29 protein-coding genes are annotated in these 24449 nt (G+C 70.2%); 2 read left to right on the top strand and 27 right to left on the bottom strand.

All coding sequences use genetic code 11. The features are described 5' to 3' along the window. Nucleotides 1-9: 9 nt before the first annotated feature. From GXW76_RS06165 to GXW76_RS25630, 17 genes are all read right to left on the bottom strand, one after another. On the bottom strand, nt 10-966 hold the full coding sequence (locus GXW76_RS06165) for a phage tail tube protein (protein WP_211861116.1): 957 nt from the start codon (nt 964-966) through the stop codon (nt 10-12). 34 nt (nt 967-1000) lie between these two features. After that, entirely contained in the window at nt 1001-1447 is a 447-nt protein-coding gene (locus GXW76_RS06160; protein WP_211861115.1) for a hypothetical protein, read from the bottom strand. Beyond that, nucleotides 1444-2172, bottom strand: coding sequence for a DUF6441 family protein (locus tag GXW76_RS06155; protein ID WP_211861114.1), 729 nt, complete (start codon nt 2170-2172; stop codon nt 1444-1446). Before GXW76_RS06155 ends, GXW76_RS06160 begins: the two co-directional genes overlap by 4 nt. Next, nucleotides 2169-2489, bottom strand: coding sequence for a phage holin family protein (locus GXW76_RS06150; RefSeq protein ID WP_211861113.1), 321 nt, complete (start codon nt 2487-2489; stop codon nt 2169-2171). Before GXW76_RS06150 ends, GXW76_RS06155 begins: the two co-directional genes overlap by 4 nt. A 10-nt stretch (nt 2490-2499) precedes the next feature. Beyond that, nucleotides 2500-2808: a head-tail joining protein gene (locus tag GXW76_RS06145; protein WP_211861112.1), complete on the bottom strand. Its 309-nt coding sequence runs from the start codon at nt 2806-2808 to the stop codon at nt 2500-2502. After that, nucleotides 2805-2990: a hypothetical protein gene (locus tag GXW76_RS06140; RefSeq protein ID WP_211861111.1), complete on the bottom strand. Its 186-nt coding sequence runs from the start codon at nt 2988-2990 to the stop codon at nt 2805-2807. Before GXW76_RS06140 ends, GXW76_RS06145 begins: the two co-directional genes overlap by 4 nt. Further along, nucleotides 2971-3360, bottom strand: a complete 390-nt coding sequence (locus tag GXW76_RS06135; RefSeq protein ID WP_211861110.1) for a hypothetical protein — start codon at nt 3358-3360, stop codon at nt 2971-2973. Before GXW76_RS06135 ends, GXW76_RS06140 begins: the two co-directional genes overlap by 20 nt. Continuing rightward, nucleotides 3360-3758 (bottom strand): M15 family metallopeptidase, encoded by a 399-nt coding sequence (locus tag GXW76_RS06130; protein ID WP_211861109.1) that lies wholly within the window; start codon nt 3756-3758, stop codon nt 3360-3362. Before GXW76_RS06130 ends, GXW76_RS06135 begins: the two co-directional genes overlap by 1 nt. Then, the gene (locus GXW76_RS06125) at nt 3758-4108 is read right to left on the bottom strand and encodes a DUF2190 family protein (protein ID WP_211861108.1); all 351 of its coding nucleotides are present in this window, start codon (nt 4106-4108) and stop codon (nt 3758-3760) included. Before GXW76_RS06125 ends, GXW76_RS06130 begins: the two co-directional genes overlap by 1 nt. A gap of 107 nt (nt 4109-4215) precedes the next feature. Beyond that, nucleotides 4216-4947 (bottom strand): endonuclease/exonuclease/phosphatase family protein, encoded by a 732-nt coding sequence (locus GXW76_RS06120; RefSeq protein WP_211861107.1) that lies wholly within the window; start codon nt 4945-4947, stop codon nt 4216-4218. 103 nt (nt 4948-5050) lie between these two features. Further along, a complete protein-coding gene (locus GXW76_RS06115) occupies nt 5051-7069 on the bottom strand; it encodes a prohead protease/major capsid protein fusion protein (RefSeq protein WP_338150898.1) in 2019 nt (672 codons plus the stop codon). Nucleotides 7070-7798: 729 nt separating this feature from the next. Then, on the bottom strand, nt 7799-9274 hold the full coding sequence (locus GXW76_RS06110; protein WP_211861106.1) for a phage portal protein: 1476 nt from the start codon (nt 9272-9274) through the stop codon (nt 7799-7801). An 8-nt stretch (nt 9275-9282) separates the two neighbouring features. Then, the gene (locus GXW76_RS06105) at nt 9283-9519 is read right to left on the bottom strand and encodes a phage head-tail joining protein (protein WP_211861105.1); all 237 of its coding nucleotides are present in this window, start codon (nt 9517-9519) and stop codon (nt 9283-9285) included. Further along, nucleotides 9519-10124 carry a hypothetical protein gene (locus GXW76_RS06100; RefSeq protein ID WP_211861104.1) on the bottom strand — a complete coding sequence of 202 codons (606 nt, stop codon included), beginning with the start codon at nt 10122-10124 and terminating at the stop codon, nt 9519-9521. The genes GXW76_RS06105 and GXW76_RS06100 overlap by 1 nt, the downstream gene beginning before the upstream one ends. After that, nucleotides 10121-10474 carry a hypothetical protein gene (locus tag GXW76_RS06095; RefSeq protein ID WP_211861103.1) on the bottom strand — a complete coding sequence of 118 codons (354 nt, stop codon included), beginning with the start codon at nt 10472-10474 and terminating at the stop codon, nt 10121-10123. The genes GXW76_RS06100 and GXW76_RS06095 overlap by 4 nt, the downstream gene beginning before the upstream one ends. Nucleotides 10475-10488: 14 nt before the next feature. Further along, nucleotides 10489-12447: a phage terminase large subunit family protein gene (locus tag GXW76_RS06090; protein WP_211861102.1), complete on the bottom strand. Its 1959-nt coding sequence runs from the start codon at nt 12445-12447 to the stop codon at nt 10489-10491. Beyond that, complete coding sequence (locus GXW76_RS25630; protein WP_246513964.1) at nt 12447-13028, bottom strand: elements of external origin; 582 nt, start codon at nt 13026-13028, stop codon at nt 12447-12449. Before GXW76_RS25630 ends, GXW76_RS06090 begins: the two co-directional genes overlap by 1 nt. A 175-nt stretch (nt 13029-13203) precedes the next feature. Between GXW76_RS25630 and GXW76_RS06080 the strand changes: the two genes are divergently transcribed. Next, complete coding sequence (locus GXW76_RS06080; protein WP_211861101.1) at nt 13204-14094, top strand: DUF3489 domain-containing protein; 891 nt, start codon at nt 13204-13206, stop codon at nt 14092-14094. A 104-nt stretch (nt 14095-14198) separates the two neighbouring features. Here GXW76_RS06080 and GXW76_RS06075 read toward each other — a convergent pair whose 3' ends face one another. From GXW76_RS06075 to GXW76_RS06060, 4 genes are all read right to left on the bottom strand, one after another. Further along, on the bottom strand, nt 14199-15503 hold the full coding sequence (locus GXW76_RS06075; protein ID WP_211861100.1) for a hypothetical protein: 1305 nt from the start codon (nt 15501-15503) through the stop codon (nt 14199-14201). 150 nt (nt 15504-15653) lie between these two features. Then, nucleotides 15654-16922, bottom strand: coding sequence for a site-specific DNA-methyltransferase (locus GXW76_RS06070; RefSeq protein WP_211861099.1), 1269 nt, complete (start codon nt 16920-16922; stop codon nt 15654-15656). After that, nucleotides 16912-18381, bottom strand: a complete 1470-nt coding sequence (locus tag GXW76_RS06065) for a site-specific DNA-methyltransferase (protein ID WP_211861098.1) — start codon at nt 18379-18381, stop codon at nt 16912-16914. Before GXW76_RS06065 ends, GXW76_RS06070 begins: the two co-directional genes overlap by 11 nt. A 302-nt stretch (nt 18382-18683) precedes the next feature. Continuing rightward, on the bottom strand, nt 18684-19019 hold the full coding sequence (locus GXW76_RS06060; RefSeq protein WP_211861097.1) for a hypothetical protein: 336 nt from the start codon (nt 19017-19019) through the stop codon (nt 18684-18686). A gap of 72 nt (nt 19020-19091) precedes the next feature. Here GXW76_RS06060 and GXW76_RS06055 point away from each other — a divergent pair, with 72 nt between their 5' ends. Next, nucleotides 19092-19298: a hypothetical protein gene (locus GXW76_RS06055; protein WP_211861096.1), complete on the top strand. Its 207-nt coding sequence runs from the start codon at nt 19092-19094 to the stop codon at nt 19296-19298. Nucleotides 19299-19303: 5 nt separating this feature from the next. On the opposite strand, the gene GXW76_RS06050 is transcribed toward GXW76_RS06055, so the two are convergent. The 6 genes from GXW76_RS06050 to GXW76_RS06025 form a co-directional block, all read right to left on the bottom strand. After that, nucleotides 19304-19858, bottom strand: a complete 555-nt coding sequence (locus GXW76_RS06050) for a hypothetical protein (RefSeq protein ID WP_211861095.1) — start codon at nt 19856-19858, stop codon at nt 19304-19306. Beyond that, on the bottom strand, nt 19848-20078 hold the full coding sequence (locus GXW76_RS06045; protein ID WP_211861094.1) for a hypothetical protein: 231 nt from the start codon (nt 20076-20078) through the stop codon (nt 19848-19850). The genes GXW76_RS06050 and GXW76_RS06045 overlap by 11 nt, the downstream gene beginning before the upstream one ends. Further along, nucleotides 20075-20620 carry a crossover junction endodeoxyribonuclease RuvC gene (locus tag GXW76_RS06040; RefSeq protein WP_211861093.1) on the bottom strand — a complete coding sequence of 182 codons (546 nt, stop codon included), beginning with the start codon at nt 20618-20620 and terminating at the stop codon, nt 20075-20077. Before GXW76_RS06040 ends, GXW76_RS06045 begins: the two co-directional genes overlap by 4 nt. 417 nt (nt 20621-21037) lie before the next feature. Then, on the bottom strand, nt 21038-23359 hold the full coding sequence (locus GXW76_RS06035) for an AAA family ATPase (RefSeq protein ID WP_246513963.1): 2322 nt from the start codon (nt 23357-23359) through the stop codon (nt 21038-21040). Beyond that, on the bottom strand, nt 23311-24078 hold the full coding sequence (locus tag GXW76_RS06030; protein WP_211861092.1) for a hypothetical protein: 768 nt from the start codon (nt 24076-24078) through the stop codon (nt 23311-23313). The genes GXW76_RS06035 and GXW76_RS06030 overlap by 49 nt, the downstream gene beginning before the upstream one ends. Continuing rightward, nucleotides 24078-24449, bottom strand: a complete 372-nt coding sequence (locus GXW76_RS06025) for a DUF6511 domain-containing protein (protein WP_211861091.1) — start codon at nt 24447-24449, stop codon at nt 24078-24080. The genes GXW76_RS06030 and GXW76_RS06025 overlap by 1 nt, the downstream gene beginning before the upstream one ends.

Genomic DNA, 24449 nt, shown 5'->3' with positions numbered 1-24449 from the left:
CGATAGACCTCACGCGTACGCCGTCCCCGCCTGCTGGTTCTGCAGCACCGCGGTCATCATCCGCGTCGCCGCGGCGTTGTAGGCTGCCCGGATGTCGAAGCTCGCCTCGACGCCGCCCGGCCCTTCAACCGGTGTCTTGGCCAGCGCCAGGTAGACCTCATGCAGAGTGAACGTGAGGCTGCGGTTCGCATCGATCGTGTAGCTGAAGGCGAACTCCGCCGACGCGTTGTTCTGCGCCTGCGTCAGCAGCGTGGTGTCCGCGAAGCGCGCGGTGATCTGGCCAGTGGCGCGCGCGATGCCGGGATCCACGCCCTCCACCTTCCGATCGGCGCGGATGGTGCGCACCATCTCCATGCCGTTGGCGTAGGTCATGCGTGCCCCGGTCACCTGGGCGAGTGCCGAGCCATTCCGGCTGATCGCCCCCTGCGCCTTGTTGAAGGCGTTGTAGGCGGCGCTGGTCGGCGTGCCGCCCGAGCTCGATGCGCCGCGCGTCGAGCCCTGCCCCATCAGCCCGAAGGTCGCCGTGGCGGGGCCGGTCGGCGAGAAGTCGATCTCCAGCGTGTCGGCCCGCACGCCGGTGCAGAGATCGTAGTTCGGGACGTCGGGGTAGCCGATCTCGATACTGTTCGACGGCAGCGCCGCCGCGCCCGAGCCGAAGCTGTGGATGAAGTTCGGGCTGGTGCCGGTGGTGGTCGGCGGGCCGAGCAACAGGCGCAGCCAGTGGCCGATGTTGTTGAGGTCCACCGGCACCACCGCCTGGCCCTGCACGGTGACGGTGTCGAGGAAGGGCGCGGCCGGATCGCGACTGCTGCCGACGCCGATGACATCGGCATCGAGCAGCGGCTGCTCGGCGCCGAGGTCGCAGGAGAGGAACGGCATGCGCAGCCAGTCGCCCGCGGGCGCGGTGCCGTAGGTCGCCTCGGGGATCATGAGCAGACGGCAATTGGCGCCGATGGCACGGGGCATCGGTGGTCTCCGGGATCAGCGAGAGGGAGAAGCGTCAGGCCAGCGGCGAGCCGGCGACGGTGAAGAACAGCGCGACGGGGACGGAAGCAGCGCGTGCTGCAGCGGCGCCCTCGAACTCGACGTCCTCGAAGTCGGGCGCACCGGGCTGCGCCCACTCCACCGCACCGCCAAGCGTGCGGTCGGCGGTGATGGCGGCAGCGATGTCCACCAGCAGAGCGTCGAACAGCGCCGTCCGGGCCGCCGGCGTCACGCCGCCGACGGTGACCTCGACCTCGGCACGGTGCTCGATGGCCCAGGCGAGCGGCGACAGGATCGCCGTCTCGTCGATGGTCTCGCCGTCGCGGATGACAACGAGGCCGCCCGGTGGCAGGCGCTGCGGCACGGTCTCGCCGCGCAGTACCAGAGGCGCAGGGTTCCTGGGCGCAAGTGCCGCCGCCAGCCGGCCGTGCAGCGCCGCGATCGCGGCCTCGCGTATGCTCACGGCGCCGATCCCCGACTCTCGCGCTCCCAGGCCGCGACGAAGCGGGCGGGCAGTCGGCGCAGGCCGCGCTCGGCAGCGCCCTTCACGTCCAGCCGCTTGGCGAGCTTCACCTGCGGCAGCAGCAGGAACATCGGCACCATGCCGCGCTGGAGCATGCCGCGCGCCCAGGCCTCACGGCCCTTGCGGTTGCCGGTGCCGATCTCGGTGAGGCCGCCGGCGACGAGCCGGGTGCGGCGCCGCCGGCCGGTCTGCTCACCCTGGCGCAGCGGCAGACACCACACGAAGCCTCGGCCCGACTGGAACGGCCGCAAGAATCCTTGGCCGGAGGCGACTATCTGCGCCGGCGTGACACGCAGCCCCTTCTCGCCGCGGCCGCGGCGTCCTCGTGCCGCGTTGAAGCCGGTCGGGATGGCGAGAAACTTCCGCCCGCCCTTGGCGCGGATCAGCGCACCGCGCTCGAAGGCATCGATGACGTTTGGCACCTTGGTCCAGACCAACCCGGCGGGACGCAGCGACTGCCCCGACCGCGGGAAGACCTGCGAGCGCCAGGCATTGGCGATCCCCCTCGCGTTGCCGCCGAAGCTGCTGGTCACCTGCCGCCGCAGCTCCTGCTTCACCTGCTCGGTCTCGGCGCGGATCGCCGTCATCGCCGCGCGCTCGCTGGCGCGGACCTCGGCGGCGAGAAGCTGCCGCAGGTCGCCGACGATGCGGACCGCGAGCCTCACGGCGTGCCGCCGCCCGGCGGCAGACCGGTGCGGTGGCGGATGATAGCGACCGCAAGGTCGTGCAGCGCGGCCTGGCCGAGGTAGCCGAACACGAAGGCAAAGAGGAACCGGCCGTACTCGTTGAGCTCGAGGAAGCCGCCGAGGGCATAGCCGGCACTGCCGACCAGCGCGGCGGAGGGCACCTCCCACGCGAGGCACCAGCCAAAACGCCGACGCTCGGGGTTGTTCCAGCGCACGAAGCCGCCGGCGAGGCCGGCGGCGGCACCGAGCAGCAGGTCGCGCAGGATCTCCAGCAGGGTCAGGGCGTTCTGCGGCATGGCGGGATTCCTATCGCTGGCAGAGCACGCGCCAGGCGGTGCCGGAGGCGTCACGCTCGGCATGGGTCACGGTGAGCAGGTCAGGGCCGAGGGCGAAGCTGTCGCCGGCGGCGACGTCGGGCAGGACGGTGATGGCGATGGAGAGGATGTCGGTGGCCGCGAGGATCTCGGTACCGAAGGCATCGGCGACACGGTCCGGGGAAGACCGCAGCACCCTGACGGCGACGGGCGCGCCCGTACCGCCCTGCCGATAGACCGCCTCGGTGCCGAGGTTCGGATCGGCGACCAGCGCCGTCATCGCATCGGCGAAGGCGTTCACCGCTCGCCCCCGTCGGCCGGGTTGAGCCGCCGCACCGCGGCGAGCCGCCCGGCGCAGTCGGCATGGGCCGCGTCATAGGCGAGCAGCAGCTCCGCCACTTGGCCCTGCGTGAGCCGGTCTGCGTTGGGAAGCGCCGGCGCCGCCGCGCAGACCAGCAGCGCGTCAGGGAGGCGGAGCGGCAACAGCCGGATCTCCGGCGGTGCGGTTCCCGCGCAGGCGCTCAACAGCATCGCGCAGCACAGGGGCAGCGCCCATCGCGTGGCTCGGGTCACGGCGCAGAGCCTCCAGGTTGGCGCCGAGGCGCACGGCCTGGGCGCGGGCGCGCTCGGCCTCGCCGGTCAGCGCGACGATGTGGCGCGCGTGCTCGGCGGTGGCGCGGGCCAGCGCGGCCGCATTGGCCTCGGCGGTGCGCGTGGCCGTCGCGGCATCCAGCCGGGCGGCGTCGCGCTGCGATCGGAAGTGCCAGGCGGTCAGCGCCATCATGGCAACGGCTGCTGCCAGACCGATCGGCACGGCGTGCCGGCCGAGCAGCGCAAGGATGGCCGCGCCCATCAGGGATAGGCCGTGCGGTCGAGCTCGAAGTGCGGGCCGTCGCGAAAGGAGGGCCAGTCGCCGCCCCAGACGATCGCCACACCGAGCTCTTTCGCCGCAGCCTTCATCGCCGCGCCGATCTGCTCGTACAGGGACCAATCCCAGCGGATCTCGCCCTGCTCCACCGCACCGTCGCCGTCGTCGAGCCAGTAGGCCAGATCGACGGCGTGGCCGGTGAGGTGCCGGCTGTTCATGGTGCGCGAGGCACCGATCGCGACCAGCCGCGCCTGCCGCTCGCGGGAGCGCAGCCCCTCGGTGACGATGAAGGGCACCGCTTGGCGGGCCCGTTCGACGACGCGCACCAGGTCGCGATGCACGCCCTCGAGCCGCACGTGGTCGCGCGGCAGCAGCGCAGCCATCACGCCCCCGAGGCCGGCACGCGGGCGAGCATCACCCGCACCGTGGCATCGGCCGCCAGCGCCGCAACGGTGCAGAGCCCGACCTGAAAGTTGCCGGTGGCGGTGGTGGTGATACGGCGGTTGGTGTTGTCCCAGAACACCCGCGCGCCCTGGCTGATGGCGAGCGAGGGCTCCTTGGTCAGCTCGAACTCGCCCCGGGTCTCACACTCGACGCTGGCGTTTTGGGCGGCGTCGGACGCTGCCACTCCAAAGAAGGCGCCGACCATCATGCCCTGGCCGGAGAGGATCCCGCCGGCATAGGGCACCACCATCGGGACAGAGCGGGCGTCGGTGCGGATGCAGTTGCGCATGGTGATGAAAACTCCTCGGAAACACGAAGGGCGCCCGAAAGGGCGCCCCGTGCTTGGTTCTGCGATGTCTCGAAATGGCCGGCGCCCCCATGGCGCCGGTTCAAAGTTCAGCGTGCGTTGGTCGCTGTTCCGGTCACCGCCAACTCGACGATCAATGCCGAGTGGTCGGAAATGCGTTCCAGACGCGGTGCGTGATCGTATCGGCAGTCGGTGACCATCGCAGCGATGCGACTGGTCCCAAGGGCATGGTCGAGGCGGAAGCCGTTGTTCCACGGCGTGCTGAACCAGGAGTACTCGCGCCGATCGGGATGACGCGATCGCCAGAGATCGATGAGGCCCACCTCGCCGATGCGGTCCATGTACTCGGCCCCGATGAGGGCGGTCGCGTTGTCCGCCTTATCCAAATCGTTGCGCCCGGTGTTGAAGTCACCGATCAAGAGGCATGGAGAGTTGGGGCCGGATGCGGCACTGATAACGCTGTCCCAGTACGGCAGCTTGCGCTCCTGGTTCGGCATGTAGACGCCCGTCACACGGCCCCATCCGAGGTCCGCCATCCACAGCCGCCAGGGATCGGGAAGCGAGGACGCCAGCGACTGGGTTGTCGCGATCGGCGTTCGGCTGGCGATGAGGACTGAGTTTCGGTTGGGAGGCGAGTCGGGGTTGGTGGTGTAGTACCCGGCTTTCTGAAGAGCCACGACGATCGCCGCACCACGGTCGTTCGTGCGAAATTCCGTAACAACGAGGACGTCGGCATCAAATCCCAGCAGCGTGCCGACAACGCGGCGATGTCCGTCACCGGCGGCGCCGCCATGCCTAATGTTCCAAGTGGCGACGCGCATGGCAGCCGAATCCAAGGTTACTTTTCGCACCTTAGCGATGGGCGAGATCGCCACAATCCTCGCCCATCGTCAGCGCACACAGCACCACCCGACTACCTCGTCCTCAGGTGCCCGGGTTGAACCAGGCGCCGCGCCAGTCGATGGCGCCGACGCCGAAGTCGAAGATCACGCTGACCTCGATGCCGTCGGCGCCCTGGACCGGGCCGGTGGTCACCTGCGGCCCCTCCGCCCCGTTCAGGTAGCCATAGACGTAGACGGGTGCCGCGCCCGGGTCGGAGAAGAGGTACCAGCGGTTCGCCTGGATCAGCGGCTCGATTACCGGCTGCACGAAACCGGCAAAGACGTTCGCCTTGCCGATCTCGCTCGCCTGCACCACCACCGTCGCCTGGCGCGCGGCGAGTTCGAGGTTCGGCCCGACCAGCAGGCGCATGGTCTGGCCCATCGAGATCGGCAGCCCGTCCAGCGTGCGCTGCTTCATGATGGCGGTGCGGCCGGCGCCGATGGTCGAGGTGTCGAGCACCGTGCCAGTGCTGGCCTTGTTGGCCCGCGCGGCGCCGGTGGCGAACACCGGCGCGCTGCCGGTGGTCAGCGTCGGGCCGTCACCATTGGCGCTGTTCAGCAGGTTGTAGGCGGTGGCGTTCTCGAACTCGGCGACGCGCCGGCCGATGGCGGCGGCGAAGTCGGTGAAGGCGCCCAGGTCGTCGTTCACCAGCATCGGCCGGGTGACCCGGATGCGGCGCGCGAAGGTCTGCAGGAGCACGATCTCCTGGCTCTCGGACATCGTCCCGGCCTGGATCTCGCCGTTCTCCAGCAGCGGCAGCAGGGTCGGGAAGTCGCCGACGCGCAGGTGCCGATGCGGCTTGAAGTCGCGGAAGTCGCGCCGGAGGAAGATCTGGCGGTAGGTCGGCTGCGCGGGCTGGTAGGCGGCGAGCAGCATCTTGTTGGCGGCGGCGGAGAGGAGCGCCGGGAAGTCAGAGGTGGTGTGGAAGGCGCGCTCGGCGAGCAGGGTCGGGTTGCGGGGCGGGTTGCGATCGCCACGGCGGGCGAGCAGTTCGCGCAGCATGTCGGAGGGGCGCCAGCCCATGAACTCGGCGTGGCGTCCCGCCCCCTGCGGCTGATAGCCGGCCATGGCACGGGCGGCGAGTGCCTCGGCCATGGCGTCGAGGATCTGCGCCGGGTCGTCGTGGCCGGGGCCGGTCTCCGGCCGAGCGGGAACGGACGGCCGCGGGCCCTGCGCGACGAGGGCGTCGAACAGGGCGCGGCGGGCTTGGTCGCCGGTCCAGCCGGTCGAGATCGCCTCGGCGCGGATCGGCGTTATGCGATCCACCGGTAGCAGGGCGCGGGCGGCCTCGACCGCGGCGTCGATGCCGGCGATGCGCTCGCGTTCGGCGCGCTGGGCCTCGGCACGGACCGCGTCGAGGTCCGGTGCGGCGCGGGTCGGCTCGGGCGGCGTGGCGGGCGCGGACGGAGCGGCCGGTGCGGGGCTGGTGGTCACGGTGGTCTCCTGGGGCGGGGTGGCGGGCGGCGCAGACGGCGCCGGCGTGGCCGGGGCTTCCGGCGTCGTCTCGGGCATGGGTGGATCCTCGTCAGGCAGGGCAGGCTCGATGGCGATGGCGGGCGCGCCCTGCGGCGCCTCGCCACGCACCGCCGCATCGCGGTCCACCGGGAGCGGCACGACGGAGATCTCGAAAGGTTCCCAGTCCACCGCGCGGTGGACGGTCTCGCCGGTGGCGGTGTCGGGCCGCGGCTCGTAGCGATGCACGCGATAGCCGACGCTCACCGCCCGCAGCGTGCCGTCAGCGATGCGCTGCCAGACCGGCTCGACGTCGGCCGCGGTGCTGAACTGCAGCGTGGCATAGCCGCGACCGCGCTCGAGGCGGGCGGCGGTAACGCGGCCGAGCACGTCGCGCGCACCGCCACGGCGATGCGTGTCGAGCACCGGGGCGCGGCCGGAGCGCAGTGCCTCCATCCGCACCGCATTGGGCGACATCTCCAGCTCCTCGGTGATGAGGCCGAGGGCCGGGACGAAGTTGCGGGCGCGCGCGCCGGTGCTCCACACCACGTCGACGGTGCGGGCGGCGCGGTCGACGGTGGCAGGGGCGGTGATGGCGCGCTGGGCCACGATCAACTGCCCAGCGATGGGAGGTCGATAGGACGCAGCCGCAGGCGCCGGCGCGAGGGGGCCCGCGTCCGCGTTCGTGGTGTCGTGCATTCGTCAGCCTTGTCTTGATGACGTCCGGGTCTCGGAGCAGCCGATTGGCGCTTGGCCGCTGCTCTGCGTCTTTCGAGCTTCCGAGGGCAGCAAGAGGTCGCAATTCATGCTGCGGCGCACCATGTAAGGTGTTCACCAATCAAATGAGAAAACCGATGACAAGGAACCCGACGTTCCTGACCAACCCGTTCATGAGCCATTGGCTCAGCGCCGCGAATGCGACCGCAGGCACCATGCGAGGCTACTGGATGGGAGAAATGCACCGCCAGCAGACGGCGATGGCCGCTGAGATGAGCAAGCAGGCGATGCGCTTCTGGACCACCCCCTGGATGGCGCAACTCGCCTCCAAAGCAGCGCCTGCCGCACTCAGTGCGGTAGAGGGTAACGTTGAACAATTTCGCGTTGCGCTGCCGACGAGCTCAGTACCGCACGCGGATGCTCCTACACCGCTCGCGGCGGCGACGCCGCGCAAGTCAGCTGCACCGGCCGTTGCTCAGCTTCGGTCACGCGCTGAGCGCCGCAGCACGGGCCCAAAGCGAAAGGCGCAAGCACCCGCCTCTGCAGCGCGGACAGCCGGCAAGGCCCGTTCACAGCGCACGGCTCGCAAGGCCCGCTAACACCTCTGTTGCGCCGCGCGGCTCAGGACGTCGCAGCGTTCTGCCCAGCGGGCGCAGCGGCACCTGTTGCGGCAATCTCAATGGCCGCGATCTGCGCAGCATCCTGCGCCGCGCCTGATTTCGCGACCCGGCGCGGATCGGTGTCGAGCGCGAGGCCGGCCTCGTCGAGCAGCGCGTTGGCCTCACGGATCATCTCCACCGCGGCGCGGAAGTCGTAGCCGAAGGCCCCGGCCGCCTCGGGCTGCGGCACGAAGCCCGCCCTGACCTGGGCGATCAGCGCCGTGGTGTCCTTCAGCGGGTCGATCATCTCGTGCGCCGGCGGGACGTGGCTGACGCCGCCCGGCATCTCCGCGCCCCATAGCCCGAGCAGAGCACCTTGCGCGTGGAAGCGCTCCGCGATCGGCCGGACCATCATCGGGATCAGCATGCCGTACTGGACCTGCTCGCAGAGCCGGCGGAACTCGATCTTGCCGGCGCGCAGGCTGGAGTAGTTCGCCTGGGTCAGGTCGCCCGAGACCTGGTCGTAGGTGAGGCCCGCGCCGACCGCGGCGGCCTCGAGCGCACGGCGGGCGAAGGCGGCATGTGAGCCGCCGCCGGAGGGGTTCACCACCTCAACCGAGCCCATGCCGCGGCGATACAGGATCATCCCTGGCTCGAAGCTCTCGACGGTGCGGCCCTGGGCGTCGCGCAGCAGGCCGGCGGCGGCGCCGGTCAGCGCCTCGTCCCCCTCCTCCGTGACCACCGCCGCGAGGCAGGCCTCGATCTTGGCCTTCATCAGCAACGCGGCCTCGTAGTCGCCGAGGTCGCGCAGGCGAAGGAGGATGGGCGCGAGCCAGGAGACGTCGCGCAACTGGCCGGGCCTGCGCTTACGATAGATGTGCAGCACCTCTGACGCGGGGATCCGCTCGCTGCTCTGCCAGGTCGCGCCGGGCAGGATCCATGCCGCGCCGGGGTGGACGCGATGCAGCCAGTAGCCGATTGGCGCACCGGCCTCGCCGAGGGCGATGCCCTGGATCGTCGGCGCGCCCTCCACCATGCCATTGCGCGCGGTGTCGAGGTGGTCGCTTTCCAGCACCTGCAGGCGCAGGCCGATCGGATTGGCAGGCGATGGCGGCACCATCAGGAAGCGGACGAAGCATTCGCCGCTTTCGACCACCGCCCGCATCACCAGCGCCTGCAAGCCATAAAGGTCGAGCCGGCCCTCGGCATCGCAGGCGGTGCTCTCCGCCCAACGCTGCCACACCCGGCCGTGCGCATCGTCGGGCCAGCGCGTCGTGATCCCTGCGCCGACGGCATTACCAGTCCAGAGATCGACGATGCGGCACGCGTAGGGATCGTTGCGGACGGCATCGCGGGCACGGCGCGCGACTGTCGCCGCGGCCAGGCCGACCTCCGCATTGGCGCTGCCGCCGGAGGGCGCCCAGGCGGAGGCGCGATGGTCCTGCGCCGCGGCATAGCCGCGTAGCGCCGACCAGGCATCGCGGAGGCGGCGGGTCATGCGGTCGATCACGCATTGCCTCCGCGGGTGAAGCTTGCCAGCGTCATTGAAGGCCGCCGCGCCGCGCTGTTCTCCGCGCCATGCAGCGCCGCAATCGCCCGGCCGAGCTCGTCGAGGCTACGGTACTCCACGGTGCGGCCGTCGAAGGTCACGCGCGTGGTGCCACCGGTGTAGGCCGCGGCCAGCACCGTCGCGCGGCTGCCGGCCGGTTGCGCCAGCGCCCAGGCCAGGACGGTCGGGTCCATCAGGCCGCCCGCAGCGTCGGCAGCGGCGTCGCTGCGTTGGCCAGATAGGACAGCCCACCCGGCGGGCTGGGCATGATCGGCACACCGGTCTGGTGCGGCAGCGCCGCGAAGAACCCGTTCTCGCTCCCGGTGCCGCCACCAGCGCCACCATCCGCCGCGGACGAGCCGAGCAGCAGCGTGTTCCCCCCGCTGAACGCCTGCGTGCTGGTGCCGCGCACCGAGGGCGCCCCCGAGAAGCACAGCAGCAGCCACCAGATCCCGGCCGGGATCCAGCGCGGCTGCGCAAATGGACAGATCGCACTACCGACCGCGGTCGTGTCGGCGTCCACCACCGGCTCCTCGACGACGCCCCCCGGCCGCCCGGCACCATTGTCGGCGGCCAGCGCCATGCGCAGGACGCCCGCGGCGCCGGTGGTGATGCTCACCGCCATGGCCGAGAACAGCCCGGGCCGGGCCAGCACGTAGGGGACGCAGTAGAGCCGGTTCGCCGTCATCGCGACGGCGCCGCCGACCGCGCGCGCATGCTGCGAGGCGTAGAAGCGCCCCGACACATAGGGCAGCATCGTCGGCGCCGGGGGCAGGTAGTGCTGGAACAGTGCGGTCATGCGAGCGGCCGGATGCCGAGGGTGAGCAGGCGCTCCGCCGCCTGGTTCACCGGCGCGGCGGCGAGGCCGGAGCGCAGGCGCAGCCAGCGCCAGCCGAGCAGCAGCGTCGGTGGCAGGGTGAGCGCGCGGCCGGCGGCGACCGTCAGCACCACCTCGTTGCCAAGATGGTCGTAGAGATCGGCCCAAAAGGTGGGCTCACCCTCGTCCAGCGAGCCCTGCAAAGTGAGCGGCGCGTCGGTCCAGGCGGCGGGCAGCAGCAGCAGGCAGACGCCATAGCCGACGCTCGCGACGGGTCCGCTCAGCACCTGGCCGGCGGCGATGCTGGTGCGCACCGGGATGGTGGCGGTCATGGAGATCTCCAGTGTCAGCGCAGCCAGCCGCCACGCGGGGCAAGCCAGGCGCGAGGGCGGGTCGGCGGTACAGCGGCGGACGATGCCTGCGCCGCTGCGGAGGATGGTTCGTCGGCGGGCAGAGACAGCGCATCTGCCATCCGTGCCCAGCGACCTTCGCCCCAGCCATCCATCCCGAGGGCGGCCGCGGCGGCGCGCGCATAGACGCGGCAGTCCAGCGCCTCATTACGTTCGCGGGTTTTGACCCATTCGAGCCGGCGAAAGCCGTTCCGCCCGGCCCGCGCAACCAGCTGCTCGGCCGTCAGCTGCCGACAGAATTCCTCACCGGCGGCATGGACAGGCAGGTGTACGAAGCCGGCGGGGAAGGGATCCTCACTCTCCTCAGTGGGGCGATCGAGCTTGAGCCAGCCATAGGTCTCGGCCTTGAGAAAGGACGAGCCCACCGGCCAGACCTTGAGCCCGCCGAGCTTGCGCCCGTTGCGCCGCACCTCGGTGGCCGCCGGCTGGCCGACCGCGGCGCGCAGCCCGTCCTGACCTTTGACCGCGATGGCGCGGCCGGCCCCGGCGCGCCGGACGAAGGTGTAGACCTCGGCGGTGGTCATGCCGTCGCCGCTGTCGATCGCCGCCATGGCGATCGGCAAGCGGTGGCCCGAGGCATGCCGCCAGGTCTCGCCCAGCAGCCGCCGCAACTCCTCCCACAGCGCCGCCTCGAACGGGTTCCCCGCGAGGGCGCGGTGCTCGACCAGCCAGGACTGGCGGTCCTGCCCCCAGGCCCAGATGCTGGCCTCGAGGCGGTCGCGCTGCACGTCGACGCCGGCGGTCAGCAGCAACCCGCCCATCGGCACCGTGCCAACCGGCCAATGCTCACGGCGGTCATAGAGCCGCTGCCAGTCCGGCGCCTCGCCCGCCTCCTGCCAAGTCTCGCCGAGGACGGTGTTGCGGAAGGTCTTGATCGCCCGGTCGTCGCCCTGCGCGGCGAGCCAGAGCCGGGCGATTTCCGACCAGGGCATCCAGCCGGGCGGCGAATAGAGCGCCGAGATGTGGAAGCCGACCGCGTGGGGATCGGTGGGCTCCGCGGTCGCTCGCCAGGCCCCGCCGGCCAGCATCGCCGCCTTGTGCTGCTCCCCGATCGCCTGGTCGCAGGCCTCGCAGAGATAGCGCGCCGTCTCTGGCTGGCCCTCATCCCAGACTAGCCGCTCGAAGCGCAGCCACTGCATCACCCCGCAATGCGGGCACGGCACGAAGTAGCGCCGCTGGTCGGACGCCAGGTATTCGCGCTCGATGCGCGACAGGCCGGCGATCGTGGGCGTCGAGACCAGCAGCACCTTTCGCCGCCAGCCGAAGGTCCGCGCCCGGGCCTCGGCCAGCGCGATCGGGTCGCCCTCGCCCTCGACATCGCCGGGATAGGCATCGATCTCGTCGAGGAACAGGAAGCGCGCCGACATGGAGCGCAGGCCGACCGCGCTGTTCGCGCCGGTCATCACCAGCTGGCCGCCGGGGAACTCCTTGCTGAGCTGGCGATTGCCGCTGTCCCGTGACCGCGCGGGCGCGACCCGTTCGCGGATGGCCGGCGTTTCCTCGACCAGTGGGTCGATGCGCTGGTCCGAGAAGCGCTTGGCCAGTTCGGTGGTCGGCTGCACCGCGAGCATCGGCCCGGGGGCGTGGTGGATGACGTAGCCAATCCAGTTATTGCCGCACTCGGTGCCGCCGACCTGGGCACCTTTCATGAACACCACCCGCCGCGCCGGATGCGCCGGCGACAGCGCGTCCATGATCTCACGCAGATAGGGCGTGCGCGCGGTGCGCCAGGGTCCCGGCTCGGCGGAACCTCGCGAGCCGAGCAGGCGGTGGCGGTCGGCCCATTCCGAGACCAGCAGAGCCGGCTCGGGTGCCATGCCGTCGCGCCAGGCCTGCAGGATCTCGGCGTCGCCGTCGAAGCGGCCGAGTTCCTCCAGCAAATGCTCGCCCGCCATCACGACACCTGCACGCGGACATCGTGGCGGGCGGCGAGATGCTGGCGCAGCCGGCTGTCCATCATGGTCTGCAGCCGATGCACATCGACGCCGAGCTCGGCCGCCATCTCGGCGGCGACCCGGGCGGGCCAGGCGAGGATGGCGTCGCGCTCCTCCTTGGCGAGGCGGTGCACCAGCAGCAGCGCCCGGGCCTTGTCGACCAGCTTGCCCTTGCGCTCGTCGAGCCGCAGCCGGCGCTCTTGCGCCTTCAGCACCTCGTTTGCCGTGCGGGCGTCGTGGAACGTGTTCTGGGCGGCGCGCGGCAGCGGATCAGCTGCCTGCGGCATCGGTGCGACAGGCGGCCGTGGCGCTGCTGGCCGAGATGGTGCCGGCTTTTGCTGCACGAGCGTCGCCGTCTTCCTGACGGGATCGCTGCTGTCCGCCAGCCGTGCCCGGACCTTCTGGACGTCCCAGGCGCCATCGGCCTCGGGGGCGATGCGGCCGGCGCGCTGCGCCTTCTGCAGGGCCGTATGGGAGATGCCGAGGCGGCGCGCCACCTCGCGCTGCGAGGCCACGCGGCCCGGCGGCGCGGTGGCGATCATGATGTGATCGGAATCCCTCGAACAACGCCATCAACGCAGCGCCGATGGCGCTTGGCTCAGCCCCCGCCGCAGCGCGAAGCATGCGTCACGCGCCGCAGACCGGCGCAGCATCGCCCCGCACGGGGCTCGGGGCCGTAGCACCCGGATCCTCGGGTGCCGAACCAGGAGCCCCGAAATGAAGCTCTCCGATACCCAGCGCATCATCCTCAGCCAGGCGAGCCAGCGCGACGACCGGCTGGCCATCCCGCCCGAGCGCCTGCCCGCCGCGGCGCGGCAGACGGTGGCGAAGGCCCTGATCAAGCAGGGGTTTGTCAGTGACGAGCACGCCAGCGCCTATAACGCGCGGGACGCCTGGCAGATCGACGGCCGGACCCGCCTGCTGCGCATCACCGAGGCCGGGCTGCGCGCCATCGGCGTCACGCCGGAGGGCGTGGCGGAGGAGGTCGAGGACACCCGCCCGCGCGACGAGCGCAACGGGGTGGATCCCCGCCTGATCGACGGCGGCGAGGAGGTCGCTGAGCCTGCCACGGTTGCCGACACGGCGCCGACGGGCGGGAAGGACGCCCTGCCGCAGGACACCCCCGCGGCGAATGCTGAGGCCGCCCTCTACCCCGCCCGTAGGGAGGACGTGGCGCTACTGGACCAGGCGCTCGCAACCCCGCGCCAGGCGCGCAGTGTCACGCTGCGGGAGGTCGCGCAGCGCATTCTCGACGTCTGGGACGACGAAGCAAACCAGCGCACTGCCCTGCCGAGCGCGATCGACGCCCTGCGCGTCGCGCTGGCCACGAAGCCGGGCGGACCCAAACGCGAGGCGGGTGCGCCGCGCAAGCCGCGCGAGGGCACGAAGCAGGAGACGGTGCTGGCCATGCTCCGCCGCGAGGAGGGCGCGACCATCGCGCAGATCTGCGAGGCGACGGGCTGGCAGCAGCACACGGTCCGCGGGTTCTTCGCCGGCCTGAAGAAGCGGCAAGGGATCGAGGTGCAGGTGATGGAGCGCGTCCGCCAGGTCGGGCCGAACAAGGAGGGCGCCCGCGGATCCTACAGCGTCTATCGAGTCTCCCAATAGCGGCTCGCTTGTTCGGAGAGCGATGCGTGCGCCGGGAAGTTTGCTTCCTGGCGCATTGCGTGTGTGATGGGTGCCGATTCCGTTGTCCAATCGATCGCGCCGGATCAATGCAGGGTCTCAGCGCCGGCCACCGGGACCCCCCTTGGGCCGGGCCGACGTGTAGTCAGCAGTCGACGCGCTTCCTCCAACCGACCTGAGTCGAGATACGCCTTGAGCAGTGTGAACTCGAGCAGATCGAGTTGAGCGCGGCTGCCCGAGAAGCGTTCGCGCTCCGGCAATACTGGCTCGAGCGCGGCGATTGCAGCGGCATAGTCCTTGCGCTCGAATGCCGCGACCGCGCGCGCGATCGCAGCCATGCCGGGACCTGCCGGATACCGCCCGGCCTCAGCGAGGGCCGACAGTTCCTGCGCACGAGCCTCCGCCGCCTCAGCATCACCGGCAACGGCATCCGCCAGTGCGACGTGCCAGTCCGCATAGGCCATCCCAGGACGCGGAAAAGTCTGGTGCGCGAATTCGTGCACACGCCGCCAGAGGGCCTCGTTCCGCGCATGCCCTGCCAGCTCCACCCGCCACAGATAGGATGCAGCGTCCATGAGCTTGACAACCTTCGGGCCGGGGTACTCCTCCGCCGCGAAAGCATCCTCGAAGAGCGCAAAGCCTTCCTCGACGCGCTGCTCGCCCAACAGCGCAAGGGCAAGATGCCAGCTGAGGTGACCCCGGAAGGCACCGTTCCGCGGATATTCTGCCAGCCATCCGTACAGGAAGTTGATGGAGGCTTCCGGCTCGCCAGTCTCGTACTGGAGATGCGCCATCGAATGCGCGGCGGCGGCATTGCGGGGCTGCCGGGCGAGGGAGCGCTCGACCCGCCTGCGCGCCTCGGCCCAATGGCCGAGTTCCGACAGCGCCAGCGCATAGTGGCTGTCGAGCCACCAATCGTCCTCGTAGTGCGGAGCCAGCGCGGCGAGGAAATCCAGTTGCTCCTGTTCGCGACCCGCACGGCCGCAGGTGCCGATCAACCCGGTCTGGTTCGCCGCCGTGCTCGCGACAAGCGCATCGCGCGGCCATTGCGCGACATGGGCGCGGACGGCATCGAGCGCCGCAGCGGAGCGCCCGTTCACCAGATGGACGAAGACGGCGGCGTGGCTGTTCTCCCGCTCCGACTGGGTGGCGGCCAGTTCCGCGGCCCTCGCCGCGGCCGCCTGCGCGCCGGGCATGTCGCCGCCCAGTTGCAGCACGCGTGCCCGCGCCGCGTGAGGGAGGGCAAAATCTGGGTCACTCTCGATCGCCTGCTCGAAAGCGGCGAGGGCGCCCGGATAGAGGCGGAGAAGGCAGTCGCAGCCCTCGGCGTAGAAGTCTCGGGATGCCTGCGACGTCGTGGACATGGACAGCCCGTAGCGGTCGCTCAACATGGCACGTCCTCCGCGCGCAAGAGACGGACGACCTGCCGCTCTATGCGCGCGCCCGATCTCGCAGGAAATTCTAGCGAAGGAGAGGGCAGCCTCACAGCAGAGAGTTCGGTGATTTGTGTACGCGCGATCGATGTATGCCTTGGCGTGCATTCACGACGCCGCTCGCATCGCCCGGACGGCGGCGAGATCACCAAAGGTCCGATCTTCCCCCACCAACACCGCGGCCTTCCCGGTCAGCGCCTGCCATCGCAGGACGGTGACGTCGACATAGCGCGGATCGAGTTCCACCGCGTAGCAACGCCGCCCGGTCGTCTCCGCCGCGATGATGGTGCTACCGCTGCCGCAGAACGGCTCATAGACCGCATCGCCCACGGCGCTGTTGTTGACCATCGGCCGGCGCATGCATTCGACCGGCTTCTGCGTCCCGTGCACGGTGGCGGCGTCCTCGTCGCCGCCGTTGGCAATCGACCAGAGCGTCGCCTGGTCGCGGGCGCCCTGCCAATGGCCGGTCGCACCCTTGCGCACGGCGTAAAGGCAGGGCTCGTGCTGCCAATGGTAGTCACCGCGCCCCAGCACGAAGCGGGACTTCGCCCAGACGATCTGGCTGCGCACCGCGAAGCCGGCTGCCTCGAGGCTCTCAATGACGGTGCGCGCATGCACGCCCGCGTGCCAGACATAGGCGACGTCGCCGGGGAACAGCGCCCACGCCGCGCGCCAGTCGGCACGGTCGTCATTCGCTACCTTGCCGGTGCGCATCGTGGCCGAGACGCCGGCCTCGTTGCGCCATTCCGGATCATAGTTCACACCGTAAGGCGGGTCGGTCACCATCAGATGTGGCCGGGCGCCATCGAGCAGCCGCGCGACGTCCGTAGCGTTGGTGCTGTCACCACAGAGCAGACGATGCGGGCCGAGCAGCCAGAGGTCGCCAAGGCGCGTGACGGGCGCCGCCGGTGGCTCCGGCGCCGGCGCGTCGGGATCGCCCGCGGACGTAGCCGACACCTCGGGTGACGCTTCAGACAGCAGCCGATCCAGCATCGCCCCATCGAAGCCGATCAGCCCGAGGTCGAACTCTTCGGTGCGCAGTGATCGCAGTTCGGCCGCCAGCAGGCTCTCGTCCCAGGCCGAATTCAGCGCCAGCTGGTTGTCCGCCAGGCGATAGGCCCGTGCCTGCGCCTCGGTCAGATGTCCGAGGCGGATGGCCGGGACCTCCTGCAGCCCGAGCACCCTGGCGGCCAGGACCCGGCCGTGCCCGGCGATCAGTACCCCGGCGTCATCCACGAGCACCGGCACGTTGAAGCCGAACTCGGCGATCGAGGCGGCGAGTTGCGCCACCTGCTCCGTCGGGTGCAGCCGGGCGTTGGCAGCATAGGGTGCGAGCGCGGCGACCGGCATCGTCTCGACGCGCAGATCAGGCTGCATGCGCCGCGACCTCCGCGGCCCGCTCGGCGGCGACCGCGTCGTAGCCGCGTCCGTCGCCGTCGAGCATGACGCTCAACTCAGGGAACAGCATGCGGTAGCGCGCGATGGCGAGGTCGACATAGGCGGGCGCGAGCTCGATCGCCCGCACCTTCCGGCCCGTCCGTTGCCCGGCGAGGATGGTGGTGCCGGAGCCTGCGAAGGGCTCGAACACGACGTCACCGAGATTGGCATAGGTCTGCATGAGCAGTTCCGGCAGCGCCACCGGGAACACTGCCGGATGCTCGGTCTCGATCCCCCGGCCCTTGTGGCGGGTGATGCGCAGCACGCTGTCGGGGATGCGCATCTCCTGCACCGACAGGCCGATATGGGTGTAGGCCTTCACCTCGCCGTCGGCGGCGCGCAGCCCGCTGCCCTTGTTCGGCGTGCCGGCCCATTTGCAGGGCACGATCTTGTTGGGCGGCCGCGCCTCGCGATTGAAGTGGAACACCAACTCGAAGGCCGGTGCGAGGCGGCCGTTCCAGTCGCCGGGCAAGCCGGGACCCTGGTCCCAGGCGTAGAGCCCGAAGCGACGCCAACCCTGCGCGCGCATCCAGTCGAGCCAGCCCTGCCAATAGGGTTGCCATTCGCCCTCGCGGTGGATCAGGCCGAGATTGACCAGCACCTGGCCATCGCGCCGCAGGGCCGCGTCGACATGGTGGAACACGCCCTGCATCAGCGCGTCCCAGTCCGAGACGCCACCCGTGGTGTATGCACGCTGGTTGCCATATGGCGGGGAGGTGAAGAGCAGCGCCGCGCGCTCGTCGCCCATCAGCCGCGCGACGCTAGCGGCATCGGTGCTGTCGCCGCAGAGCAGCCGGTGCTCGCCGAGCAACCAGAGGTCGCCGGGGCGCGTGACGGCCTGACGTGGCGGATCGGGTTCCGCGTCGGCGGGATTCGGTTCGCCGTCGGCGTCCGGATCGACGCCCGAGTTGCCAGCTGACGGTTCGGCCGCGCTGGCAACCGCCGGGCTGGCAAGGTTGCCAGTCTCGGTTTCCAGCCCTGCCAGCAGACGCTCGATCTCGGTGCCATCGAAGCCGGTCAGCGCAAGGTCGATGCTCCCCATCTCCTGCAGCTTGGCGACCTCGGCGGCAAGCAGCGCCTCGTCCCAGCCGGCGCTTAGCGCAATGCGGTTGTCGGCCAGCCGATACGCGGCCTTCTGGGCGTCGGTCAGCCCCGCGCGGATGATGGTGGGGACGACCTCGAGGCCGAGGGATTGCGCGGCCAGCAGTCGTCCGTGGCCGGCGATGATCTCGCCGCGCTCGTCGATCAGCACCGGCGCGACGAAGCCGAACTCGAGGATGCTCGCTGCGATCTGCGCCACCTGCTCGGCGGAATGCGTGCGCGCATTGCCGGCATAGGGCAGCAGGGATGCGACCGCGCGCGCCTCAACGGCGCTCGCAGCCCATGGGGCCTGGAGCATCTGCACCTGCGTGATGTTCGAATGAAAGGCGCCGCGGCTGGCAACCTGGCAGCGCTGGCAACCTGGAAAACGGGGCTGACGCTAGACGCGTTGCGCGCTTCCGCCCCCCGCATACGTCGGGCCCAGGAAGGACCCTGCAGCTCGCGAGCCACAGTGGCTGCTCAGCCGCGCTGTGGCTGATGAGCCGCGGTGCAGATAGCTGCACCCGCAATTCATCATCGTGGGGAGAGTCTACGAGATGCGGATTCCGCTCCGCCAGCGGGTGAATTGTAACAGCGCAGCACGCTGCAGCGGCGCCGTCGCTACAGCGTGTCGCGCGCCCGCTCCACCGCATCCCGCGTCGCGACCAGCGCGGCCAAAGTGACGCCGGCCTGCTTCACGGCAGGTGCCTCGTCGGGATCGACGTAGGACACCTGCTCCTCGGCATCGACGACACCGGAAGCCAGTTGCTCGTGCAATTCGTCGAGCCGGGTTTTGACATCAGCCGGATCGGCATCCGCCTCACCAAGCCATTCACCCACGATGATCTCGACCTCACGCGCTATGCGGGTCGACTGGACCCCACGCGCAGCCATTGTCTGTAGGCGCACCAGCGCCGCGTCGAGGGGGCGTGTCGCTGCCCGGCGACGTGCTGCCATGACCATCCTCCGTTTGGGGCAGTCAGACTATCATGTTCTTGTATTGTTCTCATAGGGGCGATATGCGTCCGCATGCCCGATGGCGAGCCACCCCGCCTCCCTCCGCTGTGGCTGAGCGTCTCGACGCTGGCCGCCGCGCGGGCTGCGCGGCGACCTCCCGATCCCTTCACCAGGGTCGACACCAGCAGGGCGGTGCACGACGCCATCCTGGCCCATCATCCGGCCCTGCCATTCACACTGATCGGCGAGGCCGCCGCCTTCGTGCTGGGCATGGAGTGACCGGCTCACGCCGCTCGCCGGGCCGGCACCAGACCATAGACCGCTGCCAGAACACCGAGTGCGGCGACGAGCATGCCCTGCGCCTGCGCGTGGCCAACGCTGCGCCCGCCCCAGCCCTGACGCAGCGCCCATTCGCGTACGGAGCATTCCAGCCCCACCACGTGCCAGACGCAGGAGCCAGCCGCACTCTCGAAGCCGCCCAGGGCCATCATGGCATGCGCGACCTGCTCGCGTGCTGCGACCTGGCGATCGGTGAGGGAATCGCCAGAACCGCCAGGAATGCGGATCAGCGGCATGGCGCGCAGCTGGTCGAGCGCCGCAACGCGGAACTGCCGGCGGAACACGGCGCCGGCGTCGTGCATCTCCTGCGTGATGGTGCCGTTGGCGAGCATCTGGCCGAGGGTGTCGACCGTGCGGCGGTGCACGACCGGCAGGCCAGTCTCGGGATCGGCCTCCCGCATCGGCTCCCCCACCGGCCCGTGCTGCAGCCGCCACTTCGAGGGCTGCGCAAGATCCTCGCCTTTCGGCTTTGCGGCTCTGGTCCTGCGCTTACCGGCCATGGTGGATCTCCCCGTTGCGTCGGCCCCAGCGCCGGTTGGCCTCGTTGGTGATCGCCTGGCGCAGCCAGGGATCCAGGACATCGTCCACAGGAATGGCGGCGACGCCGTGCCGATGCCACGCGGCGGCCCGCATGGCGTTGACCTCCGTGTCGCTGGTCGGGCTTCGCGTGCCACGGTTGAGGCAGGAGCGGGGCGCCAGCGGTGCACCGTGCATGCTCATGCCCGGCCTCCCGTGGGCTCGGTCGCCCAGAGCAGCAGGGCGATCGCGTCTGCCTCGTTGTCGTCGGCGGGGGCGAAGCCGCGGGCCCGCATGGCCGCAATCATCGCCGCCTTGTCGGCATTGCCCTTGCCCGTGGCGAAGCGCTTGATCGTGCCGACCGGGACGCCCGCGTAGGGGATCTCGTGCTCCTCGCACCAGGCGGTCAGCGTGCCGAGGAAGCCGCCATAGACATGGGCCGCGTCGGTGCCAGCGTGGCGTCGCACTTCCTCGAAGACGAGGCGACGAATGCCATGGGCGCGCATGGCGATCTCGACCAGCCAGTCGGTGAAGCGGAGATAGCGCATGCCGCCTCCCTCGAAGCGGCCGGGACGGAAGGTCTGGATGCCCGAGAGGATCGTGCTGTCACCCATGCGCAGCGCCCAGCCCACGGTCGTGCCGAGATCGATGGCGAGGACAGTGTTCCCGGTCTGCCGCAGCGACGGATCGATGCCGGGCGGCAGGCTTGCATTGGCGGTGGGCGTGGCGAGAGTCGTGAAAGCCATGATGGTCTCCGAGAGGGGATGATCGTGGTGAGGGCGGCGGCGGCGCGGTTCTTGGCGGAGCTCGCCGTCGCTGCCCGGCTTGGGGTCGAAATGGCCCTGGTGGGGGGTGGTCCCCGAACCCGAACCAGGCGCCCGAGGTGTGGTGTGCGTGCGCCGTTGAGGCGCGCACGCACACCCCCCGTAGGGGGAGGCGAAAAACCGAATCTGCCAAACTGCTCCAAGTCACTGATTTGAAATCGGAAAAAGCAGATTCGGAGCAGTTTCGAGCAGATTCGTTACGCGAAACTGCGTTCGGCCAGAAGTCATTGATCCGATTGGCGAAAAGCAGTTTGGCAGTTTTGGCGGGGGAGCAGATTCGGACCGAAACTGTGCAGATTCGGGAGCAGTTTCGGTCAGTGCCGTTACGGTCCGATCGCATCAGGCCGCCCCTTCCTCGAGGTCGTGCAACACCCACACCTCGGGGTTCTCGACCTCGAGCAGCGCCTCGCTCTGGGGGCACTGGAAGTGGCTCGGGAGCACCCGGACGGTGGCCGGGATGATCTCGCCGGTCTCCGGATCGATGATCTCCTCCCCGGTGGCGAGGAGCATCTCCTGGACGACGAGGTAGCCGTTCTTCGACTTGGTGTAGGGCTGCCCGAGGTCGCGGGCATCACGCCGGTACTTGATGTAGCCCTTGGTCGCCAGGACGCCGATCCGCTCGCGGATGTTGTCCTTGCCGCCCAGTCCATGCTTGTTCTCGAACTTCGACGCGAAGGCGTTCGCGGTGCAGAGCCGACCCTCCTCCGCCTCCTCGGCGATGAGGCGGAGGATCACGTCGTGGCGGCGGGTGCGCTCCGCATCGAGCTTGCGGCCGATGTCCTTCCGCACCAGGCGTTCCGCCCGGCGGTCCAACTCCACCCAGCGCCCGGAGGCCTTGTCGATCAGCAGCGGTGAGAGCGCAGGCCCGTTGCGGAGTTCGACATGCAGCTCGCGCGGCGTCTCCTCCTCGTCGGGCCGAAAGAGGATCATCCCCGAGGTGTAGAAGCCGCGCAGCGCGCTGGCGCCGGACAGCGACAGGAAAGGATCGTCCTTCACCTGGTGCTTCGCGAGCTTCTTGGTGTGGTGGGCGAGGATGATGCCCGCCTGGGGCCCGACCTGGTCGCGCAGCGCCTCGACGCGGCTTTGCAGGAAGAACAGCATCGCCGCATTGTCGTTCTCGCCCTCGCCGCCTGGCCCGCCATCGAAGAGATTGCGGATCGGGTCGATGCAGATCACGTCCGGCGGCGCGTCGGGGAAGGCCTGGCGGATGGCAGCGGCGACGAGGGGCACACCCTGCTCGTCGAGCAGCATGCGCAGCTTCGGGGTGACGACGAGGGTGTCGCGCGCACGGGCGACGACGTCGCGGTCGAGCCGGAGTTGCTGCAGGCGTTCGCGGAGGTAGTGGTATTGGATCTCCGCCTGCAGATAGAAGACGCGTAGTGGCCGCGCCGCGGTGAACCGGAGAAACGGCGCGCCAGCAGCGGCGTGCACCAGCAGGCTGATCAGGAAGTCGGACTTGCCGACCTTGGGCGCGCCGCCGAGCACCAGCATGCCGCCGGGTGTCAGCACGCGGGGACCGATCAGGTCGTCCGGCATGGGCGAGGTGTCGTCGAGCAGGGCACCGAGCGTATGCGCCGGGACGGAAGCGGGAGCCGCGCCATCAGCTCTGAGCAGCGGCGGCCCGTTGCGATCGACATGGAGCGCCCACAACGCGTCGGCCTCGGCCTTGAGGCGATCGAGCGGCCAGGCTGGGCGCAGGCAGGCGGCGTTGTAACCGCAGATCGCCTCCCAGCCCTGATCTCGGTTGAGCCGCCCTTCGTGGACCTGCCGAATGAAGTGCCCGATGGCGGCGCTGGCGCCCTGGAAGCGCGTCCAGCCATCCTGGGCGCCCTCGCGGACAGGGGTGGTGAGGATGGCGTCGAGGCTCGGCCGTTCGCCCTGTGCCAGGCTGTGATGACGCTCCTGCCCCGGCAGAAAGGGCATGGCGGCGACCGCCTCGGCGAACTCGGCGAGATCCACCTCGCGCTCGGCATGATGCTGGCGGATGCTGACGACGCGCTCGGCACCACCCTTGCGATACAGCGTGCCGGGCACTCGGATCGGCTGATGCGCGGAGCGGAAATGCGGATCGCCGCCGACCTTGTCGGCCATCTCCCCGCGCAGGGCACAGAGCCGGATCAGGTCCTGCCCCTCCGCGGGTTCCGTCAGCCGCCACCAGGCATGCAGCTTGGCGGCACCCTCGGCCGTGCGACCTCCGCTCTGCACCACCAGCGTCGGCGGTCCGAGGTGCTGGATAAGATGCGCGAGCTTCGCCTCGACGTCGCCGGTATCGAGATCGACGACAACGGCCTGCATCTGCCGCACATGCTCGGCGCGGGCCTGACCCTGCTCGGCCACCGTGCCGGGGATGACATAGACCGCCGTGCCCTCGCGCGCCGCCCAGTTCGCGTAGGTGCCAAGCAGCTCCGCGGCAGCAGCGTCGGCCGGGATCCAGATGTTGTGCGGGCGCGTCTCGAGGCCCTGTCCCTGATCGACGAAGCCGCGGATGGGGATCAGCCCGTCGCAATAGCCGAACACCACCTCGAGGAAGGTCGCGATGGCGCCGTGGTTGATCGCCGATCCCTCCTCCTCCCAGGGCAGGCTCGGCGCATCGTTGAAATCGCCCCAGGCGCTCATGCCGGCTGCGCCCAGCAGCGCTTGGCCCAGGGGCAGAAGCGACATTCATAGAAGTCAGGCTGCGCGGCGATGCGCGGCAGCAGGTCGCCTGCGTCGCACGCCCTGAGCACCCGCACCGCCCGGTCCGACATGCGCTGCGCCAGCGCTGCATCGAAGGGCACCAGCTCGTGGTGCAGCTCGGCGGTATCCTTGTTGATGGCGGTGAACAGCGCCGGATGGTCGGCGACGCCGGGCACCGTCGCGTCCATATAGGCTTGGTAGACCGCGATCTGCGCCGCATAGATCGGCTTGGCCGAGGCGACGCCCTTGCTCGACGTCTCCCGCCAGGCCTTGGCGCTCATGGTCTTGCATTCCCACAGAGCGGGGAAGGCCATCCCGGGGATCGCGGGGCCACCGGCGAGGATGCCGTCCACATGGCCACGGATGCGTCCGCCCGCCACGGCAAAGCCAAACTGATCGCCATCCGGCCGGTTGCCCTTGCGGGTGTAGAGATCGAAGCCGGCGGCGCGCAGCCAATCGACCGCGACATCCTCCAGCGCGTGGCCGATGCCGAAGATGCGCAGGATCCACCCGTCGAATTCCGCACCCTCATCCTTCGGGGCCTGCAGGAATTCGAACTGCAGGGCGCGCTCGCAGGAATGGCCGAGCCGGGAGCCGCCGAGATAGGTCCGTGGTGGGGTGGCGGCCTGGCGTGCGACCAGGGCCGCGTCGATCGCCGCGTTGACGTACAGGGCGGTCTGACCCCGGCTGTTGAAGTCGAGCATCAGAGGGACAGCTCCTCGATGGTCTGGCCGCGGGCAATCGCCTGCATCGCCTCCTGGAAGGCGCCGACCGCAACCTCGATCAACGTCAGCACTTGCGGCCCGGTGAGGTCCTGGAGCCGCGTGCCCCAGCCGATCTCAGCCATGATCTCGCCCAGGGGGCGCAGCGCGGCCCGCATGGCGGCCTTCTCCTGCTCGGTGAGGTCAACCACGGCGGACGACCTCCCCGCCAAGCGCGACCAGAAGCCCTGGCAAGCGATGCAGCAGAAGCAGGCCGAGGGCCGCGGCTTCTTCCGTGGCGCCGGGTCGAACCAGCCAAAGCCACGCGCCGGGCGGGAGCAGACCGCGCAGGGCATCTCGGGGGCGCGGATCAT

It is taken from the genome of Neoroseomonas soli (assembly GCF_018129065.1).
GTDB lineage: Bacteria > Pseudomonadota > Alphaproteobacteria > Acetobacterales > Acetobacteraceae > Neoroseomonas > Neoroseomonas soli.
Note: the sequence above shows the minus strand (reverse complement) of the source record. Positions and strands in the feature narration are given on the sequence as shown.

Excerpts from the sequence above, each read along its gene's own strand:
- GXW76_RS06150 (WP_211861113.1), bottom strand. The coding sequence starts at position 2,489 with ATGCCGCAGAACGCCCTGACCCTGCTGGAGATCCTGCGCGACCTGCTG.
- GXW76_RS06130 (WP_211861109.1), bottom strand. The coding sequence starts at position 3,758 with ATGGCTGCGCTGCTGCCGCGCGACCACGTGCGGCTCGAGGGCGTGCAT.
- GXW76_RS06135 (WP_211861110.1), bottom strand. The coding sequence starts at position 3,360 with ATGGGCGCGGCCATCCTTGCGCTGCTCGGCCGGCACGCCGTGCCGATC.
- GXW76_RS06045 (WP_211861094.1), bottom strand. The coding sequence starts at position 20,078 with ATGAGCATGCACGGTGCACCGCTGGCGCCCCGCTCCTGCCTCAACCGT.
- GXW76_RS06060 (WP_211861097.1), bottom strand. The coding sequence starts at position 19,019 with ATGGCAGCACGTCGCCGGGCAGCGACACGCCCCCTCGACGCGGCGCTG.
- GXW76_RS06065 (WP_211861098.1), bottom strand. The coding sequence starts at position 18,381 with ATGCTCCAGGCCCCATGGGCTGCGAGCGCCGTTGAGGCGCGCGCGGTC.
- GXW76_RS06165 (WP_211861116.1), bottom strand. The coding sequence starts at position 966 with ATGCCCCGTGCCATCGGCGCCAATTGCCGTCTGCTCATGATCCCCGAG.
- GXW76_RS06025 (WP_211861091.1), bottom strand. The coding sequence starts at position 24,449 with ATGATCCGCGCCCCCGAGATGCCCTGCGCGGTCTGCTCCCGCCCGGCG.
- GXW76_RS06105 (WP_211861105.1), bottom strand. The coding sequence starts at position 9,519 with ATGGACCCGACCGTCCTGGCCTGGGCGCTGGCGCAACCGGCCGGCAGC.
- GXW76_RS06090 (WP_211861102.1), bottom strand. The coding sequence starts at position 12,447 with ATGGCGGGCGAGCATTTGCTGGAGGAACTCGGCCGCTTCGACGGCGAC.
- GXW76_RS06075 (WP_211861100.1), bottom strand. The coding sequence starts at position 15,503 with ATGTTGAGCGACCGCTACGGGCTGTCCATGTCCACGACGTCGCAGGCA.
- GXW76_RS06055 (WP_211861096.1), top strand. The coding sequence starts at position 19,092 with ATGCCCGATGGCGAGCCACCCCGCCTCCCTCCGCTGTGGCTGAGCGTC.
- GXW76_RS06050 (WP_211861095.1), bottom strand. The coding sequence starts at position 19,858 with ATGGCCGGTAAGCGCAGGACCAGAGCCGCAAAGCCGAAAGGCGAGGAT.
- GXW76_RS06080 (WP_211861101.1), top strand. The coding sequence starts at position 13,204 with ATGAAGCTCTCCGATACCCAGCGCATCATCCTCAGCCAGGCGAGCCAG.
- GXW76_RS06110 (WP_211861106.1), bottom strand. The coding sequence starts at position 9,274 with ATGACCCGCCGCCTCCGCGATGCCTGGTCGGCGCTACGCGGCTATGCC.
- GXW76_RS06030 (WP_211861092.1), bottom strand. The coding sequence starts at position 24,078 with ATGCTCGACTTCAACAGCCGGGGTCAGACCGCCCTGTACGTCAACGCG.
- GXW76_RS06120 (WP_211861107.1), bottom strand. The coding sequence starts at position 4,947 with ATGCGCGTCGCCACTTGGAACATTAGGCATGGCGGCGCCGCCGGTGAC.
- GXW76_RS25630 (WP_246513964.1), bottom strand. The coding sequence starts at position 13,028 with ATGATCGCCACCGCGCCGCCGGGCCGCGTGGCCTCGCAGCGCGAGGTG.
- GXW76_RS06095 (WP_211861103.1), bottom strand. The coding sequence starts at position 10,474 with ATGACCGCCACCATCCCGGTGCGCACCAGCATCGCCGCCGGCCAGGTG.
- GXW76_RS06035 (WP_246513963.1), bottom strand. The coding sequence starts at position 23,359 with ATGTCGCTTCTGCCCCTGGGCCAAGCGCTGCTGGGCGCAGCCGGCATG.
- GXW76_RS06125 (WP_211861108.1), bottom strand. The coding sequence starts at position 4,108 with ATGCGCAACTGCATCCGCACCGACGCCCGCTCTGTCCCGATGGTGGTG.
- GXW76_RS06070 (WP_211861099.1), bottom strand. The coding sequence starts at position 16,922 with ATGCAGCCTGATCTGCGCGTCGAGACGATGCCGGTCGCCGCGCTCGCA.
- GXW76_RS06040 (WP_211861093.1), bottom strand. The coding sequence starts at position 20,620 with ATGGCTTTCACGACTCTCGCCACGCCCACCGCCAATGCAAGCCTGCCG.
- GXW76_RS06100 (WP_211861104.1), bottom strand. The coding sequence starts at position 10,124 with ATGACCGCACTGTTCCAGCACTACCTGCCCCCGGCGCCGACGATGCTG.